The sequence below is a fragment of the Sphingomonas montana genome (genome assembly GCF_001956315.1).
GTDB classification, from domain to species: domain Bacteria; phylum Pseudomonadota; class Alphaproteobacteria; order Sphingomonadales; family Sphingomonadaceae; genus Sphingomonas_R; species Sphingomonas_R montana.
The window spans coordinates 117826-132612 of sequence record NZ_MOLY01000033.1; the positions used below are offsets into that span (position 1 = coordinate 117826).

The window sequence follows — 14787 nt, forward strand, 5'->3', positions numbered from 1 at the left end:
TGAGGAACGGTACGGCATGGACGATGATTTCCGGCAGGCGGCGCTCGATTATCACCGGTATCCGCAGCCGGGGAAATTGTCGGTCGAACCGACCAAGCGGATGGCGAACCAGCGCGACCTGGCGCTGGCCTATTCCCCCGGCGTCGCCGCGGCGTGCGAGGCGATCGTCGCGGATCCGGACCAGGCACGCGAGCTGACGGCGCGCGGCAACCTGGTCGCGGTGATCTCCAACGGGACCGCGGTGCTGGGGCTGGGCAATATCGGGCCGCTGGCGGGCAAGCCGGTGATGGAGGGCAAGGCCGTCCTGTTCAAGAAATTCGCCGGGCTGGACGTGTTCGACATCGAGGTCGACGCGACCGATCCGGACCATTTCGTCGAGGTGGTGGCCGCGCTGGAGCCGACGTTCGGCGGCATCAACCTTGAGGATATCAAGGCGCCGGAATGCTTTGCGATCGAGGCGAAGCTGCGCGCGCGGATGAACATTCCGGTGTTCCACGACGACCAGCACGGCACCGCGATCGTGGTGGCGGCCGCGGTGCGCAACGCGTTGCTGCTGCAGGGCAAGCGGATCGAGGATGTGCGGCTGGTGACGTCCGGAGCCGGGGCGGCGGCGCTGGCGTGCGTCGACCTGCTCGTCGCGATGGGGATGCGGATCGAGAACGTCACGATCACCGACATCAAGGGCGTGATCTATGCCGATCGCGAAACCGACATGCTGCCCAACATGGCGCGTTATGCGCACCAGACGGATGCGCGCAACCTGGGCGACGTGATCGCGGGGGCGGACATCTTCCTCGGGCTGTCGGCGCCGCGGGTGTTCAAGCCGGAATGGCTGCCGCTGCTGGCGGACAAGCCGCTGATCCTGGCGATGGCGAACCCGGAGCCGGAGATCCTGCCCGAACTGATCGCCGAGCACCGGCCCGATGCGATCGTGGCGACCGGGCGGTCGGATTATCCGAACCAGGTCAACAACGTGCTGTGTTTCCCGTATATCTTCCGCGGGGCGCTGGATTGCGGGGCGACCGCGATCACGCCGGGGATGGAAATCGCGGCGGTCGAGGCGATCGCGGCGCTGGCCCGCGCGGAGCCGGACGAGACGGTGGCGCGCGCCTATGGCGGGCGGTCGCTGCTGTTCGGGCCGGGGCACATCATTCCCGCGCCGTTCGATCCGCGGCTGGCGACGGAGGTTGCGCCCGCAGTGGCGCGGGCGGCGGCGGCGGACGGTGTCGCGACGCGCCCGATCACAGATTTTGAGGCGTATCGCCGCAAACTGCAGGTGTTCACATACCGGTCGAACCAGCTGATGACGCCGGTGTTCGAACGCGCGCGGACCGAGACGAAGCGGATCGTCTATGCCGAGGCGGAAGACGAGCGGATCCTGCGCGCGGCGCAGATCGTGGTGGACGAGCGGCTGGCCAAGCCGGTGCTGGTCGGCCGACGCGAGGTGATCGAAGCACGGATCGCGGCGCTGGGCCTGCGCATCCGGAGCGGCGAGGATGTCGAGATCGTGGATCCGGCGCTGGATCACGAACTGTTCGCGCCGCTGGTCCCGCAATATCAGGCACTGGTCGATCGCAAGGGCGTGACGCCGGCGGCGGCCGAACGGCGCCTACGCAACCGGCCGGCGGTGGCGGCGGCGATGCTGCTGAAGACGGGCCATGTCGAAGCCGCGCTGTGCGGGGGCAGCGCGGACTGGTGGCAGCAGACCGCCTATGTCCTGCCGATCATCCCGCGGCGGGCGGAGGTGACGCGCGTGTCGGCGATGACCGCGCTGATCGTGGGAGAACGCACGCTGTTCTTCTGCGACACGCACATGAACGTCGACCCGAGTTGCGAGGAAGTCGCCGAGATGGCGGTGCTGGCCGCGCGCGCGGTGCGCGGGTTCGGCATCGTGCCGAAGGGTGCGCTGCTGTCGCACAGCAATTTCGGGGCATCCAACACGCGCCAGCCGCGCAAGATGCGTGAGGCGCTGAAGCTGATCCGCGCGATGGACCCGGAGCTGGAAATCGACGGCGAGATGCACGCCGACGCGGCGCTGAGCGCGCCGTTGCGCGAACGCATCGTCGGGTCGAGCGCGTTGCAGGACAGCGCCAACCTGTTGATCTTCCCGACGCTGGATGCGGCCAATATCTCGATGACGCTGCTGGCCGCGTCGGCCGAGGGGCTGGTGGTCGGGCCGATGCTGCTCGGCATGTCGAAGCCGATCCACGTCCTGACCTCTGCGGCGACCGCGCGGACGGTGGTGAACATGACCGCGCTGGCAGTGGCGGCGGGTTAGGAATCTTGCCGGGAAGCGAGATGGCTCCCGGTTGAGCCCTCCCAAGCGCAGTCGAGACGGCCCTAGCGCCCCCCGGCCGCGCGCGGCGGAAGGTGCCGACTTCGCCAGGCGTGGTCGGCCCGTCCGCTTCGGTCGCGCCATCCCGGCGAAAGCCGGGTGCTTGCTACGGCGGAGAGTTCACCCCCGGCCCAAGCGAGATCCCGGCCTGCGCCGGGATGACGGGACGCCGACGCATGCCGGTGGTCGTCATCACTATGGCAGAGGCCGGGTCCGGCGGAGTGATGATGGATCCTGACTTCCGTCGGGATGACGGTCGTGTTGGCTGGCGGGTCGTCGTCGTTGCGATGATGGCAGTTCGCGAGCCCGCGTCCGGGCGAAATCCAGGTCTAGATCTAGTTCCCGAGCTTCGCGCAGGCCTCGGTATTGCCGGCCTTGCAGGCTTCGGCGGTCTTGGCTTTCCAGGCGGCGACGCGGGCGGCGTAGTCGGCTTCGCTTTCCTCGGCGATGCGCTGGACCTCGAGCGTCTCCTGATTCCGGACGGCGACGGCGCCCTTGTACTGCGCGGCCTGCGCGGCGCGGTTGGCGGCCTGGGCCCGGAGTTCGGCCAGGATCTTCGCGTTCAGGGTGAGCGTCGTTTCAGCACCAGGCAACGGCACGGGCGCGGCATCCGTGGTCTGGGCGGCAAGCGGAGTGGCCAAGGCCAACAGTGGGAGGATCAGGGCGCGCATTTCGGGTCTCCAGAACGATCTTCGATGGCCAACGCAGGACAGGCCGGAAACGTTCGATCAGGCATAGGGTGGCACGTGGAACCCGGCGGGGCTGGTCGTGAAGATCTCGCACCCGTCGTCGGTGATGCCTATCGAATGTTCGAACTGCGCGGACAGCGAGCGGTCGCGCGTGACCGCCGTCCAGCCGTCGTCCAGCACCTTCACGTCGCCGCGGCCGATGTTGATCATGGGTTCGATCGTGAAGATCATGCCGGGTTTCAGTTCCGGCCCGGTGCCGGGGCGGCCCATGTGGACGACCTCCGGCACGTCGTGGAACACGCGGCCGACGCCGTGGCCGCAGAAATCGCGGACGATGCCGTAGCGATGCTTTTCGGCATGGACCTGTATGGCATGGCCGACGTCGCCCATGGTCGCGCCCGGCCGCGCGGCGGCGATGCCGAGCATGAGGCATTCATAGGTGACCTCCACCAGCCGCCGCGCCTTCACCGACGCATCGCCGACGAGGTACATGCGGCTGCTGTCGCCGTGCCAGCCGTCGAGCAGCGGCGTGACGTCGACATTGATGATGTCGCCGTCCTTCAGCGTCTTCGGCCCCGGAATACCGTGGCAGACGACGTGGTTGATCGAGATGCAGCTGCTGTGCGTATAACCGCGATAGCCGAGCGTGGCCGGCACCGCGCCCGCGGCCCGGCACATGTCGGCCACGATCCGGTCGAGCGCGGCGGTGGTGACGCCGGGCACGACATGCGGCACCAGCGCGTCCAGGATTTCCGCCGCCAGCCGACCGGCGCGGCGCATGCCGGCAAATCCGTCGGCATCGTACAGCTTGATCGCGCCGTCGCGGATGACCGGGTCGGCAGCAGTGATGACCTGATATTCGTTCATGCCGGCGATATAGCGCGCCGTTCGCCGCTTTGCGAGCATGACCGAACCGGCTATGGCGCGACGCATGACCGATACACGCATCTGGACGGCCGCCCTCCTCGTCATCGGGGATGAAATCCTGTCCGGCCGGACGCAGGACAAGAACGTCGCGCAGGTGGCGTTGTGGCTGAACCTGCAGGGCATCCGGCTGGTCGAGGTGCGGGTGGTGCCCGACGTGGAGGCGGTGATCGTGGAGGCGGTCCGCGCGCTGACCGCGAAGGCGGACTATCTGTTCACCACCGGCGGGATCGGGCCGACGCATGACGACATCACGGTCGACGCGATCGCGGTAGCGCTGGGCGTGCCGGTGGTTGTGCATCCCCACGCGCGTGCCGTGCTGGAGGACTATTACGCCACGCGCGGCGGGCTGAACCCTGCGCGGCTGCGGATGGCGCGGGTGCCGGAGGGGGCGGACCTGATCGAGAACCGCATGTCGGGCGCGCCGGGCATCCGGCACGGCAATATCTTCATCATGGCGGGCGTGCCGCATATCGCCGGCCTGATGCTGGAGGCGCTGTCGGGGCAGCTGGAGGGCGGGCGGCCGCTGCTGTCGCGGACGGTGGGCTGCATGGTGCCGGAAAGCGAGATTGCCGACGCGCTGCGCGAGACGGAGCGCGACCACAAGGCGTGCCAGATCGGCAGTTACCCCTTCTTCCGCGACGGGCGGGTGGGCGCGAACTTCGTCGTGCGATCAACGGAGCAGGACGCGCTGGACGCATGCGCCGAGGACCTGGTCGCGCGGCTGGCGGAACTGGGCCATGTCGCGACCGACGGGGGGATCTGAAGATATTCAGGGGCAAGATCGATCGGCGCTGACGACCGGAATGATGATCCGATTGGATCGTGATTGGCGTTGGCCTTTACCCTGAAGGGGAAGGGCTTTTCCGTTGTTCGGTCGGTCCATTTTTACGGCGTCTTAAGCGTCTTCCGCCATGCCGGATCGTGACATGGGCATGCGAACATCATGACGGCACCGCGGCTGACGACGCCGGGTTTTGCGCTGGGTTCTGCCGAGACGGGCAAGGCGTCCGTGCGGGCGGCGATCGCGCATGCAGCCGAGCGGACCGGTGTGGCGTTCGATTATCTGCTGCAACAGGCAAAGACCGAGAGCGGACTGAACCCCAATGCGCAGGCAGGCACGTCGTCGGCGGCGGGGCTGTACCAGTTTATCGACCAGAGCTGGCTGGGCGTGCTGAAGACGCATGGGACCGAGCATGGCTATGGCTGGGCGGCGAACGCGATCCAGCGGAGCGGCGGGCGCTGGACGGTGGACCCGGCGGCGCGGGCGCAGGTGTTCGCGCTGCGCAAGGATCCGCAGGCGGCCGCGCTGATGGCGGGCGAGTTCGCCAGCGACAATGCGGCCGGGCTGTCGAAGGTGCTGGGCCGCGTGCCGGGCAAGGCCGATTTGTATTTCGCGCATTTCCTGGGGTTGCAGGGGGCGAGCCGGTTCCTGAAGGCGGCCGACAGCTATCCCGATGCCAGCGCCGCGTCGGTATTCCCGCGCGAGGCGGGCGCCAATCGCGGCATATTCTACCGCAAGTCGGGCGAGCCGCGGAGCCTGGCGCAGGTGTACCAGCTGATGGCGCGCAAGATCGAGGGCGCGGGCGGGGGCGGGGGCGGGCCGGGGATCGGCGACGGGACGCCGGACAATCCGGTGCGGATGGCGACCTATGCGCCGGGTGCGGGGGTCGGGATCGGCGCCGGCGAGACGGTGACCGCGATGCGGCGGGTGGACGTGCCGGCATCGACCGCGGCCGGTAGGCAGGTGCCTGCTATGTCCGGGGCGGAGACGATGCTGGCGCTGGGCGGGCAGGCGGCGCAGCAGCGCATGAACATGATGCGGCCCGATCCGAAGTTTGCGATGCTGGCCTATATGCTGGTTTCGACGACGCCGCTGGATGGGGACGGCGACGGGGAGCGCGGGGGCGGGTTCGTCTGAGGACGGGGGCGATCGGCCTGACCCGGGAGGTGCCGGTCCGGCGGCCGGTGTCCGGTGACGGGGCGATGACAGGGCGGCGTGCAGGTCCTATCTTGCGGCCATGAACCGGCCCCATCCCGCATGATCCCGGCGAGCCTGCGCGGGCGGCGGTGGTTTCGGAGCGCGGACGACGATTGGGTGCCGCAGCCGCATGAGCGGTCGCCGATCCCCGGGTCGCCCGCCAGCCCGGCGCACCCGATGTCGCGGCGGCTGGGCTTTGCTGCAATATCGGCGCTGGTCGGCATTACCGGTGGGCTGGGCAACGGGATCGTCACCGCCAACCTGCCGAGCCTGCAGGGGGAACTGGGGCTGTACCCGGCGGAGGCGGCGTGGCTGCCGACCGTCTATGTCATGACCAACGTGGTCAGCGGGCTGTTGCTGGTGAAGTTCCGACAGCAATATGGCCTGCGGCTGTTCGTGCAGATCTTCCTCGTCGGCTATGTGCTGGCCACCGCGGGGCATCTGGCGGCGCATAGTTTCGCGTCGGCCATCGTGGTGCGCGCGTTCAGCGGGATCGCGGCGGCGTCGCTGTCGACGCTGGGGCTGCTCTACATGATGCAGGCGTTCAAGCCGGAATGGCGGCTGAAGGGTATTGTGTTCGCGGTCGGCATCCCGCAACTGGCGGTGCCGCTGGCCCGGCTGTTCCCGTCCGACCTGCTGGAGGCGGGGCAGTGGCAGACATTCTACGTGTTCGAACTCGGCCTGGCGCTGCTGTCGCTGGCGGCGGTGCGGTGGTTGCCGCTGCCGCCGGGCGAACGGTTCAAGGCGTTCGAGAAACAGGATTTCCTGACGTTCGCGCTGGTCGCGCCGGGGCTGGCGCTGCTGGTCGCGGTGCTGGGGCTGGGGCGCGTGCTGTGGTGGTTCCAGACGCCGTGGCTGGGCTATGCGCTCTGTGCGGCGATCGTGCTGCTGACGGTCGGGTTTTCGATCGAGCACCGGCGGGCGAACCCGCTGCTCAACACGCGCTGGCTGGGCAGCGGCGACATTTTGCGGTTCGCGCTGGTCGCCATCCTGACGCGCGTCGTGCTGGCCGAACAGACGACGGGGGCGGTCGGGCTGCTGACCACGCTGGGGCTGGGCAACGAACAGATGCGCGGGCTGTTCGTCGTGATCCTGATCGCCAGCATCGCGGGGATGGTGGTGGGGGCGGTGACGCTGAACCCGAATTTCCTGGGCAAGCCGATCCTGATCGCGCTGGGGCTGATCGCGCTGGGGGCGTTCATGGACATGGGCGCGACCAACCTGACGCGCCCGCCGCAAATGTATGCGAGCCAGGCGATCCTGGGGTTTGCCGCGCTGCTGTTCATCGGGCCGGCGCTGCTGGTCGGGCTGACCCGCGCGCTGATGGCCGGACCATCGCATTTCGTGAGTTTTTCGGTGCTGTTCAGCGTGACGCAGAGCATGGGCGGGCTGATCGGTGCGGCGCTGATCGGCACGTTCCAGACGGTGCAGACGCGGGTCCATCTGGTCCGGCTGGGCAATCAGGTGTCGCTGGCCGACCCGATCGTGGCGGCGCGGGTGAATGCGGGCGGGGCGGGGCTGGGGCGCGTGATCGGCGATGCGACACTGCGGCAGGCGGAAGGCGTCGCGCTGATCGGGCAGTCGCTGACGCGCGAGGCCAATATCCTGGCCTACGACGATGTGTTCCGATTGATCGGGGTCATCGCGCTGGCGACCATGCTATGGGCGTCGATCCACATCACCCGCATCCAGCGTGCCCGCCGCCGGGCCGCGCTGGCCGCCACGAGTTGAACCATGGCCGACGCAGACCCCGAAACCCAGCCCGTCGCACCCGGTGCGGCCCCCGTCGCCGGACCTGCTATGGTCGCACCGCGCGGGTGGCGGCCGCCGGTCAAGAGCCTAGGCAGCCTGTTGCTGATCGCGCTGCTGGTGGCGGGCGGGATCGCGGCGATCCTGTATGCGTGGCGGCTGCCGCCGTTCACGTCCGACATCCAGGCGACCGAGAATGCCTATGTGCGGGGCCAGGTTACCGTCGTCAGCCCGCAGGTGGCGGGATATCTGGTCGCGGTGCCGGTGCAGGATTTCCAGCATGTGACGCGCGGGCAGATGCTGGTGCGGATCGACGACCGCATCTACCGCCAGCGCGTGGAACAGGCGCAGGCGACTGTGGCCGCGCAGCAGGCGACGCTGGACAACAGCGCGCAACAGCGCCGGTCGCGGGAGGCGGCGGTGGAGTCACAGGATGCGGCGGTGGCGGGCGCGCGGGCGCAACTGGTGCGGGCGCAGGCCGACATGGCGCGCGTCGAGGATCTGGCGAGCGACGGATCGGTGTCTCTGCGCGAACGCGACCAGACCCGCGCGGCGTTGTTGCAGGCCGAGGCGGCGGTCCAGCAGGCCGAGGCCGCCCGCGCGATCGGCCAGCAGGATGTGCGATCGGTGGCGGTGGGCCGCGGCGGGCTGGCCGCGGCGGTCGAGGGGGCGGACGCGGCGCTGAACTTGGCGCGGATCGACCTGGCCAACACGATCATCCGCGCGCCGCAGGCGGGGACGCTGAGCGAGGTCGGCGGACGCGTGGGGCAATATGTGACGGCGGGGACGCAGTTGATGTTCCTGGTGCCCGAACAGATGTGGGTGATCGCCAATTTCAAGGAAGCGCAGACTGCGAAGATGGCGGCGGGGCAGCGCGCGAGCTTTGCGGTCGATGCGCTGGGCGGCGCGAAGCTGACGGGGCGGGTGCAGAATCTGTCGCCGGCGGCGGGCAGCGAGTTCAGCATCATCCGCACCGACACCGCGACCGGCAATTTCGTTAAGGTGCCGCAGCGGATCGCGGTCCGAATCGCGATCGATCCGGGACAGGCGCTGGCGCGCCGATTGCGGCCGGGGATGTCGGTCGAAGCGCGCGTGGATACGGGGCGGTGAGGGTAATTCTGCCCCCTCGCCCCTGCGGGGAGAGGGCTGGGGAGAGAGGGGAGGTCAGCGCGGAGCGTCGGGCGTTTCACCTGGCGTCATCCCCTCTCCCAACCCTCTCCCCCGGGGGGAGAGGGCTTGCGGGCATCGTGGTCGCACTCCTCATCGCCGGTTGTGCGGGGCCTCGGCCCGCAGCGCCGCCCCAAGCCGCAGTGACTGCGCCAGCCGGGTGGCGGACGCAGTTTGCCGCCACGACGGCGGTTCGAGCGGACTGGTGGCGCGGGTTCGGGGATCCGGTGCTGACCGGCCTGGTCGAGACGGCGCTGGTCAACAATACCGACCTGGCCGTGGCGGCGACGCGGATCGCCGAGGCGCGGGCGAACCAGCGGCTGGCGCGCGCGGCGTTGTCGCCCAGCCTGAACGGCAGCGCAAGCGTGGCCGAACAGCGGACGCTGACGGCGCTGGGGACCGGTATCGACGGGCTGGTCGGGCAGCCGGGGGTGCAGGTGGCGTATGAGGTGGACCTGTTCGGACGGCTGGCGACGCTGAGCCGTGCGGCGCGGGCGGATCTGCTCGCGGCGCAAGCATCGCGCGACACGACCGCGCTGTCGGTCGCCGCGACGACGGCGAACGGATATATCACGCTGCGCGCGCTGGATGCGCGGTTGCAGACGACGCGGGAAACGCTGGTCGCGCGGGACGAGGCGTTGCGGCTGGCGCAGCGGCGCGCGCTGACGGGCTATACGTCGCTGCTGGAACTGCGGCAGGCGGAGGCGGAATATCAGGCGGCGGCGCAACTGGTGCCGCAGGTCGAATTATCGATCAGTCGGCAGGAGAATGCGCTGTCGGTGCTGACCGGCGGCGTGCCGGGGCCGATCGCGCGGGGCCGCACGCTGGCGCAGTTGATGCCGCCGGCGATTCCGTCCGAACTGCCGTCCGAACTGCTGCGGCGGCGGCCGGATATTGCGGCGGCGGAATATCGGCTGGTGTCGGCGGACCTTAACCTGTCGGCGGCGCGCGCCCTGTTCCTGCCGCGCCTGAACCTGGCGGGGTCGGCCGGCCTCGCGCTGTCGTCGCTGATCGCGGCGCCGGTGACGCTGTTCTCGGTCGGCGGCAGCGTGCTGGGGCCGATCTTCGACGGCGGGCGCGTGCGTGCCGGGGCGGAGGGGGCCGCGGCGCGGCGCGATGCGGCGGCGTTCGCCTATCGCGGGACGGCGCTGACCGCGTTCCGCGAGGTGGACGACAGCCTGGCGGGCGTGCGCCGATCGGGCGAGCAGGCGGACGCGGTGGGGTTGCAGCGGCAGGCGCTGGCGCAGGCATTGCGGCTGGCGACGAACCGGTATCGCGCGGGATATGCGAGTTATATCGAGCAGCTGGACGCGCAACGCGGCTTGCTGACCGCGGATCTGACGCTGATCCAGGCGCGGACCGACCGGCTGACGTCGGTGGTGACGCTGTACCAGGCGCTGGGCGGCGGCTGGGGGCAGTAGGTTCGAGAGCAGAGCGCGACCCGTTGGGGGCCAGACCTGCGCCCCGACCCCGTTTGGTTCGAGCCTGTCGAGAACACCGCGCAGGGTTCTCGACAGGCTCGAACCAAACGGATCAGTGATCGAATCCGTTTAAGCGGGGTGTGCGGAAGTCCCACCCATCATCCCGGCTTTCGCTGCGATGATGGGTGGGACAGGTCGGACGGCCGTTACTCCGCGGCTTCCATGACGGCGACGGTTGCGGGGACGTCGTAGGCGTGGCGGGCGGACTGTTCGACGGCGACGGGGAGCGGGTCGTCTTCGCGCAACGGTACGAAGCGGCCGGTCTTGCCGTCGAGGCCGAGGATGTTGCCGGCGTGGATGTCGACGAACCAGCCGTGCAGCGCGATTTCGCCGCGCGCGATGCCGGCCGCGACCGACGGATGGGTGCGCAGGTTGGCAAGCTGCGCCGCGACATTTTCCATCGCGATCGCGCGGACCTTGTCCGCGGCGTTGAGGCCCGGATAGCAGTCCTCCACAATCTGTGCGGCGGCGTGGCCATGCTTTAGCCAGCCAGCGACGATCGGCATCTTGCCCAGCGCATCCGGATTGGCGAGGCCCTTCATCGCGCCGCAATCGCTGTGGCCGCAGACGATGATGTCGCGCACGCCGAGCGCCACGACCGCATATTCGACGGTGGACGAGACGCCGCCGTTATTCTGCGAATGCGGCGGCACGATGTTGCCCGCGTTACGGCAGACGAACAGGTCGCCGGGTTCCGCCTGCATGATATGTTCGGGGACGACGCGGCTGTCCGCGCAGGAAATCATGAGTGCCTTCGGACTCTGTCCGTCCGACGCGAGTTTCGCGTAGAGGCCGCTGCGATTCTTGTATTCGGTCTTCTCGAAGCCGAAGACGCGACCGATCAGCTCGTTCATGGTTCTGCTTCCATCCTGGGTCCGGCGCGCGGGAATGCGATCCGGGTCGGCGGCATGGATGCCGGAGCAACCTTGCTGCGATAGGGATGGTTCGTAAGGAATCGTTGCTAACCGGCGGGCAGCGCGATTTCGGCGCGCAGGCCACCTTCGGGACGGTTGGCGAGGACGAGCGTGCCGCCGGCCCGTGCGACCGCGCGCGCGACGATGGCGAGACCCAGCCCCAGTCCGTCGGTATTGCGCGCGCGGGCGGGATCGAGCCGTTCGAACGGGCGCAGGACGGTTTCAAGTTCGGCGGGCGGGATGCCGGGGCCGTCATCGTCGACGCGGATCAGGATCCGGTCCCCCGCGACGACCAGGCCGATGACGATCGCGTCGCCGTAGTGCAGTGCGTTGTCCACCAGGTTGGCGACCGCGCGCTTGATTTCCAGCGGGCGCAGGTGCGCGTCGAAATGATCGGGGCCGTCATAGGCGGCGTCGCGGCCGCGATCGAGCGCGTCGTCCACCAGCGTGGCGAGCATGACGGCAAGGTCGATCCGCTCGGCCGGTTCCGGATCGCTGTCGCCGCCGAAGAAGGCCAGCAGGGAGGACAGCATCGCTTCCATTTCGGCAAGGTCGCCGTCCATCGCGGTGCGCAGCGCGGGATCGCGGACCGCATCGGTGCGCAGCCGCAGCCGCGCGATCGGCGTGCGCAGATCATGGCCGACGGCGGCCAGCGCCTCCGTCCGATCGTCGATCAGTTGCAGGATGCGGGCCTGCATGTCGTTGAAGGCGTGGATAACCTGCCGCACTTCGCGGCTGCCCTGTTCGGGCAGGGTGGTGGGCGCGCCGTGGCCGATCGCGTCGGCGGCGTTGGCGAGCATCCGCATGGGTCGCAGCGTGACGCGCAGCACGAGGAAGCCGATGCCGATCAGCGCCAGCGCGGGCAGCAGCGCGATGACGATGCGGGTAAAGGCGAGCGTGGTGCCGGTCAGCAGTTCGTCCGTACTGAAATCGATCCAGGTGCCGTCGGGCAGCCGGAGCGCGCCCACGACGACGTTGCTGCGCCCCGGCGATTTCAGGCGGAGGCGCAGGTCCGTGCGCGCCAGCACCGGTTCCCATGCCACGATCTGCAACCGCATTTCGCGCAGTTCGGCGGGCACCGGCGGCGGGGTGGCGCGGGTGGCCCGCCACTGTACGTCGTAGCGATCGGTGGTCAGCCGTTCGGCGATGGCGGGGCGTTGCGCGACGGGGCTGTCCGCCAGCATGCGGCGCGCGATGACGAGATGTTCGGCGACGCGGCGGGCCTCGTCCTCCTGCGCGGACAGCCGGCTGGTCCGTTCGTACAGGAAGGTGCTGGCCCCGAATTCGACCGCGACCGTCAGCAGGACGATCAGGAAGATCTGCCCGAGCAGCCCGAGCGAGGGCCGCGCAAGCCTCATTTCCGTTCGACCACCGCGTTGAACATGTAGCCTGCGCCGCGCACCGTGACGATGGGCGAGGGATCGTCGGCGGTGGACAGCTTGCGGCGCAGCCGGCTGACCAGCACGTCGATGCTGCGGTCCGACGCGTCGGCCAGCCGGGTGCGCGACAGTTCGATCAGCCGTTCGCGCCCGACGACGCGTTGCGGATGATCGAGGAACGAGGACAGCAGGTCGAATTCCGCGCCGGTCAGGTCGACGACCGCGCCGGTGGGAGAGCGCAGTTCGCGGCGCGGGAAATCGACCGTCCAGCCGGCGAATTCCGCGCGGTTCTCGCCCCCTTCGCCGTGGCGGCGGTCCAGCCCGCCGCGGCGCAGGACGGCGCGGACGCGGGCGAGCAGTTCGCGTGTGCCGAACGGTTTGGGCAGATAGTCGTCCGCGCCGAGTTCCAGCCCGATGACGCGGTCGGTCTCGCTGGTCTTCGCGCTGACGAAGATGATCGGCACGTCGCTTTTCTGGCGAATCTGGCGGCACAGGTCGATGCCGCTGGTGCCGGGCAGCATGATGTCAAGCAGGACGAGGTCGACCGGGCCGGCATCGAACGCGATCCACATTTCGGGGGCGGAGGCGGCGGGGCGGACCTGGAACCCGTTTTCGCCGAGTGCGCGGGCGGTGAGCGTGCGCAGGCCGGGGTCGTCCTCCACCAGCAGGATAATGGGCGCTGTCATCGGGTCTGGTTAGGTGGGGGGCGGGGGGCGGTCAATGCCGGGGGCGGCTTGGCCTCTGGTGTGTCCGTGACGGGCGGCTGCGGACGCGTGCGCTGGTCGCATCCCCGCGGAGGCGGGGATCCAGTCTTTTTCTGACGTTGCGTTTGGGACTTAGCTGGGCCCCCGCATCCGCGGGGGACGGTCGCGCGTGTGACAGCGATGTTGGAACGACGGCTGGCGTGCGCCGTTCGGGTTGGGAGTCTCGAGGACCCCTGCCATCGCCATGACAAACGACCTGATGCCCTTGTTGCGCCGCGCGGTTCTGGATTGGGACCGCGTGGACCCCGATACGGAGGGCACGTTTCCCGCGATCAAGATGGCGGCGTTGCGCGGCATGGGCGCGACGACGGCGTTCGCGGACGTGACGCCGGGGGCGCAGACCGCGGCGCTGGCCGAGGCGTTGCGGCTGGTGGGCGGGGCGGACCTGGGGCTGGGGCGCATCTTCGAAGGGCATGTGAATGCCGCGCAGCTGGTCAATGCCTATGGCAACGCGGAACAGCGGACAATGCTGGCGGACGATCTGGCGGCGGGGATGATCTTCGGCGTTTGGGCGACGGGGCCGGTGCCGGAGATGGAGCTGGTGGCCGACGCGCAGAACCAGGGTGGCGGCTGGCGGCTGGTCGGCGCGAAGAGTTTCGCCACCGGGGCGGGGCATCTCGACCGGGTGCTCATCACCGTGCGTGACGGGCAGGGGGCCAAGCGGCTGGTGTTCGTAGACCTGCGCGGGGCGGGCGGGCGCGCGGACCTGAGCGGCTGGACGGTGCGGGGCATGAAGGGGACGGGCAGCGGGGCGTTCGATTTCGACGGGATGCTGGTGCCGGACGCCGCGCTGATCGGCGGTGGCGACGTGTATGAGACGGAGCCGCGGTTCAGCGGTGGAGCGTGGCGTTTCACCGCAGTGCAGCTGGGCGGGGTCGTGGCGTTGCTGCGCCACTATCGTAACCATCTGGTCAGCGCGAAGAAGGACGGCGACGCCATCCAGCGTGCGCGGTTCGGGGTCTGCGTGGTGGCGGTCCGGTCCGCGGCGCTGTGGGTGGACCGCGCGGCGCAGGCGGCGGAACGCGGCGACGCCGACGCGGTGCCGCTGGTGCTGATGACGCGCGGCGTGGTGGAGGAGGCGGGCCTCGCCACGATGGAGGCGGCGGCGCGGGCGGTGGGGACGGCGTCGTTCTTCACGGGCAACCGGATCGACCGGATCACGCGCGACCTGGGGCTGTACCTGCGCCAGCCGGTGCCGGACCAGGCGCGCGACCGCGCGGCGGCGGCGTGGATCGAACGGGATTGCTGGGGCGACGACCGGTGGTGGTAGCGCCGGGGCAGCGCGACTGGGCGCGCCTGGTGCGGCGCGGGCGGACACTGGACGCCGGCGCGCTCACGGCACTCGGGCCGTGGCTGGTGCTGGCCCCGCATCCGGACGACGAGGCGCTGGGCGCGGGCGGCGTG

General features: G+C 69.6%; 12 protein-coding genes. 7 read left to right on the plus strand and 5 right to left on the minus strand.

From position 1 onward, the window contains the following. Positions 1 to 16 precede the first annotated feature (16 nt). Positions 17 to 2278, plus strand: a complete 2262-nt coding sequence (locus BKY59_RS09630; RefSeq protein WP_076070986.1) for an NADP-dependent malic enzyme — start codon at positions 17 to 19, stop codon at positions 2276 to 2278. Positions 2279 to 2670: 392 nt separating this feature from the next. Here the strand turns inward: BKY59_RS09630 and BKY59_RS17695 are convergent, their stop codons facing one another. Further along, positions 2671 to 3006, minus strand: coding sequence for a hypothetical protein (locus tag BKY59_RS17695; RefSeq protein WP_076070988.1), 336 nt, complete (start codon positions 3004 to 3006; stop codon positions 2671 to 2673). A gap of 57 nt (positions 3007 to 3063) precedes the next feature. Then, entirely contained in the window at positions 3064 to 3891 is an 828-nt protein-coding gene (map, locus tag BKY59_RS09640; protein WP_076071030.1) for a type I methionyl aminopeptidase, read from the minus strand. A gap of 64 nt (positions 3892 to 3955) precedes the next feature. Here map and BKY59_RS09645 point away from each other — a divergent pair, with 64 nt between their 5' ends. From BKY59_RS09645 to BKY59_RS09665, 5 genes are all read left to right on the plus strand, one after another. Continuing rightward, positions 3956 to 4714 carry a competence/damage-inducible protein A gene (locus BKY59_RS09645; protein ID WP_076071031.1) on the plus strand — a complete coding sequence of 253 codons (759 nt, stop codon included), beginning with the start codon at positions 3956 to 3958 and terminating at the stop codon, positions 4712 to 4714. Positions 4715 to 4894: 180 nt separating this feature from the next. After that, positions 4895 to 5869: a lysozyme family protein gene (locus tag BKY59_RS09650; protein ID WP_240500051.1), complete on the plus strand. Its 975-nt coding sequence runs from the start codon at positions 4895 to 4897 to the stop codon at positions 5867 to 5869. A 120-nt stretch (positions 5870 to 5989) separates the two neighbouring features. After that, on the plus strand, positions 5990 to 7660 hold the full coding sequence (locus BKY59_RS09655; RefSeq protein ID WP_076070989.1) for an MFS transporter: 1671 nt from the start codon (positions 5990 to 5992) through the stop codon (positions 7658 to 7660). Positions 7661 to 7663: 3 nt separating this feature from the next. Next, a complete protein-coding gene (locus tag BKY59_RS09660) occupies positions 7664 to 8788 on the plus strand; it encodes an HlyD family secretion protein (protein ID WP_076070991.1) in 1125 nt (374 codons plus the stop codon). A gap of 137 nt (positions 8789 to 8925) precedes the next feature. Beyond that, on the plus strand, positions 8926 to 10266 hold the full coding sequence (locus BKY59_RS09665; RefSeq protein WP_338056530.1) for an efflux transporter outer membrane subunit: 1341 nt from the start codon (positions 8926 to 8928) through the stop codon (positions 10264 to 10266). A 206-nt stretch (positions 10267 to 10472) separates the two neighbouring features. Here the strand turns inward: BKY59_RS09665 and BKY59_RS09670 are convergent, their stop codons facing one another. The 3 genes from BKY59_RS09670 to BKY59_RS09680 all read right to left on the minus strand — a co-directional run bounded on the left by BKY59_RS09670 (position 10473) and on the right by BKY59_RS09680 (position 13305). Next, positions 10473 to 11180 carry a carbonic anhydrase gene (locus BKY59_RS09670; protein WP_076070993.1) on the minus strand — a complete coding sequence of 236 codons (708 nt, stop codon included), beginning with the start codon at positions 11178 to 11180 and terminating at the stop codon, positions 10473 to 10475. Between the two features lie 107 nt (positions 11181 to 11287). Beyond that, positions 11288 to 12598 carry an ATP-binding protein gene (locus BKY59_RS09675; protein ID WP_076070994.1) on the minus strand — a complete coding sequence of 437 codons (1311 nt, stop codon included), beginning with the start codon at positions 12596 to 12598 and terminating at the stop codon, positions 11288 to 11290. Continuing rightward, positions 12595 to 13305: a response regulator gene (locus BKY59_RS09680; RefSeq protein WP_076070996.1), complete on the minus strand. Its 711-nt coding sequence runs from the start codon at positions 13303 to 13305 to the stop codon at positions 12595 to 12597. Before BKY59_RS09680 ends, BKY59_RS09675 begins: the two co-directional genes overlap by 4 nt. A 262-nt stretch (positions 13306 to 13567) precedes the next feature. Between BKY59_RS09680 and BKY59_RS09685 the strand changes: the two genes are divergently transcribed. Next, positions 13568 to 14653: an acyl-CoA dehydrogenase family protein gene (locus tag BKY59_RS09685; protein WP_083672032.1), complete on the plus strand. Its 1086-nt coding sequence runs from the start codon at positions 13568 to 13570 to the stop codon at positions 14651 to 14653. Positions 14654 to 14787: the final 134 nt, after the last annotated feature.

What these genes read in the sequence shown, in the direction of transcription:
- BKY59_RS09630 (WP_076070986.1), top strand. Translation starts at nt 17, where the DNA reads ATGGACGATGATTTCCGGCAGGCGGCGCTCGATTATCACCGGTATCCG.
- BKY59_RS17695 (WP_076070988.1), bottom strand. Translation starts at nt 3,006, where the DNA reads ATGCGCGCCCTGATCCTCCCACTGTTGGCCTTGGCCACTCCGCTTGCC.
- map (WP_076071030.1), bottom strand. Translation starts at nt 3,891, where the DNA reads ATGAACGAATATCAGGTCATCACTGCTGCCGACCCGGTCATCCGCGAC.
- BKY59_RS09645 (WP_076071031.1), top strand. Translation starts at nt 3,956, where the DNA reads ATGACCGATACACGCATCTGGACGGCCGCCCTCCTCGTCATCGGGGAT.
- BKY59_RS09650 (WP_240500051.1), top strand. Translation starts at nt 4,895, where the DNA reads ATGACGGCACCGCGGCTGACGACGCCGGGTTTTGCGCTGGGTTCTGCC.
- BKY59_RS09655 (WP_076070989.1), top strand. Translation starts at nt 5,990, where the DNA reads ATGATCCCGGCGAGCCTGCGCGGGCGGCGGTGGTTTCGGAGCGCGGAC.
- BKY59_RS09660 (WP_076070991.1), top strand. Translation starts at nt 7,664, where the DNA reads ATGGCCGACGCAGACCCCGAAACCCAGCCCGTCGCACCCGGTGCGGCC.
- BKY59_RS09670 (WP_076070993.1), bottom strand. Translation starts at nt 11,180, where the DNA reads ATGAACGAGCTGATCGGTCGCGTCTTCGGCTTCGAGAAGACCGAATAC.
- BKY59_RS09675 (WP_076070994.1), bottom strand. Translation starts at nt 12,598, where the DNA reads ATGAGGCTTGCGCGGCCCTCGCTCGGGCTGCTCGGGCAGATCTTCCTG.
- BKY59_RS09680 (WP_076070996.1), bottom strand. Translation starts at nt 13,305, where the DNA reads ATGACAGCGCCCATTATCCTGCTGGTGGAGGACGACCCCGGCCTGCGC.
- BKY59_RS09685 (WP_083672032.1), top strand. Translation starts at nt 13,568, where the DNA reads ATGACAAACGACCTGATGCCCTTGTTGCGCCGCGCGGTTCTGGATTGG.